5 protein-coding genes are annotated in these 3,454 nt (G+C 47.9%); 3 read left to right on the top strand and 2 right to left on the bottom strand.

All coding sequences use genetic code 11. The annotated features are described in order from the left end of the window. Positions 1 to 21: 21 nt before the first annotated feature. Positions 22 to 420 (bottom strand): DUF2069 domain-containing protein, encoded by a 399-nt coding sequence (locus B7X71_RS13935; RefSeq protein ID WP_215303443.1) that lies wholly within the window; start codon positions 418 to 420, stop codon positions 22 to 24. An 8-nt stretch (positions 421 to 428) separates the two neighbouring features. Further along, complete coding sequence (gene wrbA / locus B7X71_RS13930) at positions 429 to 1,025, bottom strand: NAD(P)H:quinone oxidoreductase (RefSeq protein ID WP_293598429.1); 597 nt, start codon at positions 1,023 to 1,025, stop codon at positions 429 to 431. A gap of 30 nt (positions 1,026 to 1,055) precedes the next feature. On the opposite strand from wrbA, the gene B7X71_RS13925 reads away from it, so the two are divergent. The 3 genes from B7X71_RS13925 to aroC form a co-directional block, all read left to right on the top strand. Further along, positions 1,056 to 1,904 (top strand): YhjD/YihY/BrkB family envelope integrity protein, encoded by an 849-nt coding sequence (locus B7X71_RS13925; protein ID WP_293601053.1) that lies wholly within the window; start codon positions 1,056 to 1,058, stop codon positions 1,902 to 1,904. Positions 1,905 to 1,981: 77 nt separating this feature from the next. Then, entirely contained in the window at positions 1,982 to 2,437 is a 456-nt protein-coding gene (locus B7X71_RS13920) for a CBS domain-containing protein (protein ID WP_293598427.1), read from the top strand. A gap of 42 nt (positions 2,438 to 2,479) precedes the next feature. Then, positions 2,480 to 3,454, top strand: a 975-nt coding sequence (aroC, locus tag B7X71_RS13915) for a chorismate synthase (protein WP_293601052.1), incomplete at its 3' end; no start/stop codon positions are given.

The following is a 3,454-nucleotide window of genomic DNA, read 5'->3' as shown; positions in this document are numbered from 1 at the left end:
AATAAGCCCTTTTTTGACCCTTTAACCCTGTATTTCTGCTGCAGCGCGCTCCTTTTTTGCCGCTTTAGCCCGGGCTTTAATGGGTTTGAGGTAGATCAACAGGCAAACAAAGGCGACGGTACCTAGGGTGGTTTCCAGTGCAGCCATCCAGAAATTAGCCCCTGTTTCCAGAATGCGGACCAGTCCCTCGGTGATGTAGAGCAAGATCAGCATGGAAGCCCATTGCATGGTGTAAACATTACCTTTCCAGAGTCCTGGAATGGCAAATAAGAGGGGGATGGCCTTGAGAATGAGCCACGAGCCACCAGGTCTCAATGGGGAAATAAACCATTCCCAGGCAATGCATAGAATAAACAGGTCAACAAAAGCTGCTGTAGCAATCAGTTGATACGGGTTTTTGGATAGCCAGCTTTTGAGCATGAATTGCCTTAAATGAGTTTGAGTGCTGTGAGTGCCAAGCGCTTGCCTTGAGCAATTGCTAAGCGTTGCTCTTCAGCGCTGATTGGAGCTCGGCCATCGGCATGTGCAAGGTGGGTGAGACCGTAAGGGCTGCCACCAGTTGAGGTACTCATGAGGTCGGATTCGCTGTACGGAATACCCATGATCATCATGCCGTGGTGAAGTAGGGGAATCATCATGGTGAGAAGGGTGCTTTCTTGGCCGCCATGCAAACTGCCCGTGCTGGTGAAAACACAAGCTGGCTTCCCAATGAGTGCACCATTCATCCATTCTGACGAGCTGCCATCCCAAAAATATTTCATGGGAGCCGCCATATTGCCAAAGCGAGTGGGTGATCCCAGAGCTAGACCAATACATTCTTTTAAGTCTGCATACTCAACATAAGGAGCGCCATCAGATGGAACTGCCGCCTCTGTAGATTCACAAACAGTGGAGATGGCTGGCACGGTACGTAATCGAGCATTAGCACCTGGAACGCTTTCGATCCCCTCGGCAATAAGCCGTGCAAGGTTGCGGGTTGCACCATAGCGTGAGTAGTACAAAACTAATATGTCTGATTGGCTCATATTTTTCTCTTATCTCTTATGATATGGGCGATGCGCCTCATTCGTAATCCTCAATTATGGCTCTCTCTTGGAAAAGAGATCTGGGAGCGTAATCGCGGACAAAATCTGAAGCAAGTGGCGGCTAGTTTGGCTTTCACAACTACGCTGTCCTTGGTCCCAATGCTGACGGTGGCTTCTATTCTGATTGGCTATCTTCCCAGCGTAGTGCGGATTAAATATGCCGTTCAGGCTTGGCTGCTCGATACCTATATGCCTGGCGGATTAAATCAACAAGTCTTTAACTACTTGAATCAATTTTCGGCTCAGGCCAAGGGTCTGACCTTGCTTGGTTTGATTGGTCTCGTGATTACGACGATGATGACAATGGCAGTGATTGAGAATGCTTTTAATCAAATTTTTCGTGTCTCGGAGCGGCGACCCATTGTGAAAAAGGTCGCAGTCTATTCAGCGGCCACAATAATGGGCCCCATTCTGCTTGGTATCGGGACTTATTTGAGCGGTTTGCTATTTAGTGCGGCAGAAGGGTGGACGGAAGCCCTAAGTTTTGGCTTAAGCTTATTCGCAACCGTAGTTCCGGTGCTTTTAGCAATGTCGGTATTCTCCGTGGCCTATAAAGTTTTGCCATATACACAAATTCAGTGGCGCGATGCGTTTAGTGGCGCCTTTTTTGCCGCTCTTACCTTCGAATTAATGAAGTTTGGCTTCGGCCTCTTTTTAACTAATGTGGCCTTTTACAAAACGGTCTATGGTGCCTTTGCTATTTTCCCCTTGGCGCTCATTTGGATTTATCTGACTTGGTGGATTACCTTGGCTGGAGCAGTCTTGGTTGCCAACCTCCCCAGCATTCGGAGCGGGCTGCTTAGGGTTATTCGTTACTGAAATACCTCAATTGACCCTTGATTCCCTTTGGGCTTGAGAATATATTGTTCATATAAGAACTTATTGCTGGAGACCAAATGAAGGTTTGTGACATATTGCGCGTAAAAGGTAGCACTCTATTTACGGTAGCTCCAGAGACTACTTTGCAAACAGCGGTCTTGGTAATGAGTGACCACGATATCGGCTCCTTGGTGGTCATGGAATACGACAAGCTTGTCGGCATCCTGACATTCCGTGAGGTGATTGCTGCCTTGGCTAAGCATCATGGCAAATTGGATAATCTGTCGGTACAAAGCGTGATGAATTCCAAACCACTGACATGCAATATGGAAACCGAGATCGATGAGGTTCGACGGATGATGTTGGTAGAGCATGCCCGCTACCTGCCAGTGATAGATCAAAAGATGCTGATGGGTGTGATTTCTTTCTATGACGTGGCTAAATCCGTCGTTGAAGCTCAAGACTTCGAAAACACCATGCTGAAGGCATATATCCGCGACTGGCCAGAAGAGCCCGAAAAGGCATCCCCTTAAGTGACCTAGCCCGATAGTCCTGACAGATGACATAATGTCGATATGTCAGGAAATACTTTAGGCCTCCTCTTTACAGTCACCACCTTTGGTGAATCCCATGGTCCCGCGATTGGCGCCGTTGTTGATGGCTGCCCTCCAGGAATGTCTCTGTGTGAAGCAGACTTGCAAATTGATTTAGATCGTCGAAAACCGGGAACCTCGCGTCATGTCACACAGCGTCAAGAGGCGGATAGGGTTGAAATTCTATCGGGTGTCTACGAGGGCAAAACCACTGGGACCCCAATTGGTTTATTGATACGTAATACGGATCAGCGCAGTCAAGACTACGGAAACATCCTGCAGACATTTAGACCTGGCCATGCTGATTACGCTTATCACTACAAATACGGCTTACGTGATCCTCGTGGTGGTGGGCGATCTTCAGCGAGATTGACTGCGCCTGTAGTGGCTGCAGCAGCTATTGCTAAGAAGTGGCTCAAAGAACAATATGGCACTGAGTTTTATGGCTACATGAGTCAGCTTGGTGAAATTGAAATTCCGTTTCAAGATGCAGCACTCATTGAGAGCAATCCTTTCTTTGCTGCAAACGCCGATATTGTTCCCCAGTTAGAAGCTTATATGGATGCACTGCGCAAAGCAGGGGATTCCTGTGGCGCCAAGATTGAAGTGCGGGCGCGTAATGTGCCCATTGGTTTGGGTGAGCCTCTATTTGATAAGTTGGATGCCGATATCGCCCATGCCATGATGGGTATTAATGCAGTCAAAGGCGTTGAGATTGGTGCTGGCTTTAGGTCGGTAGCACAACGCGGTAGCGAGCATGGCGATGAACTCCATCCAGATGGATTTGCAAGCAATAATTCTGGCGGTACTTTGGGCGGAATTAGTACCGGTCAAGATCTACGCATATCGATTGCAATTAAACCGACCTCTAGTATCTTGAGTCCAAAGGAATCGGTTGATCTAGATGGTAAGCCCATTACTGTGCAAACCAAAGGTCGTCATGATCCTTGTGTAGGT

The sequence above is a fragment of the Polynucleobacter sp. 39-46-10 genome, assembly GCF_002282275.1.
Note: the sequence above shows the minus strand (reverse complement) of the source record. Positions and strands in the feature narration are given on the sequence as shown.

Excerpts from the sequence above, each read along its gene's own strand:
- B7X71_RS13925 (WP_293601053.1), top strand. The coding sequence starts at position 1,056 with ATGCGCCTCATTCGTAATCCTCAATTATGGCTCTCTCTTGGAAAAGAG.
- wrbA (WP_293598429.1), bottom strand. The coding sequence starts at position 1,025 with ATGAGCCAATCAGACATATTAGTTTTGTACTACTCACGCTATGGTGCA.
- B7X71_RS13920 (WP_293598427.1), top strand. The coding sequence starts at position 1,982 with ATGAAGGTTTGTGACATATTGCGCGTAAAAGGTAGCACTCTATTTACG.
- B7X71_RS13935 (WP_215303443.1), bottom strand. The coding sequence starts at position 420 with ATGCTCAAAAGCTGGCTATCCAAAAACCCGTATCAACTGATTGCTACA.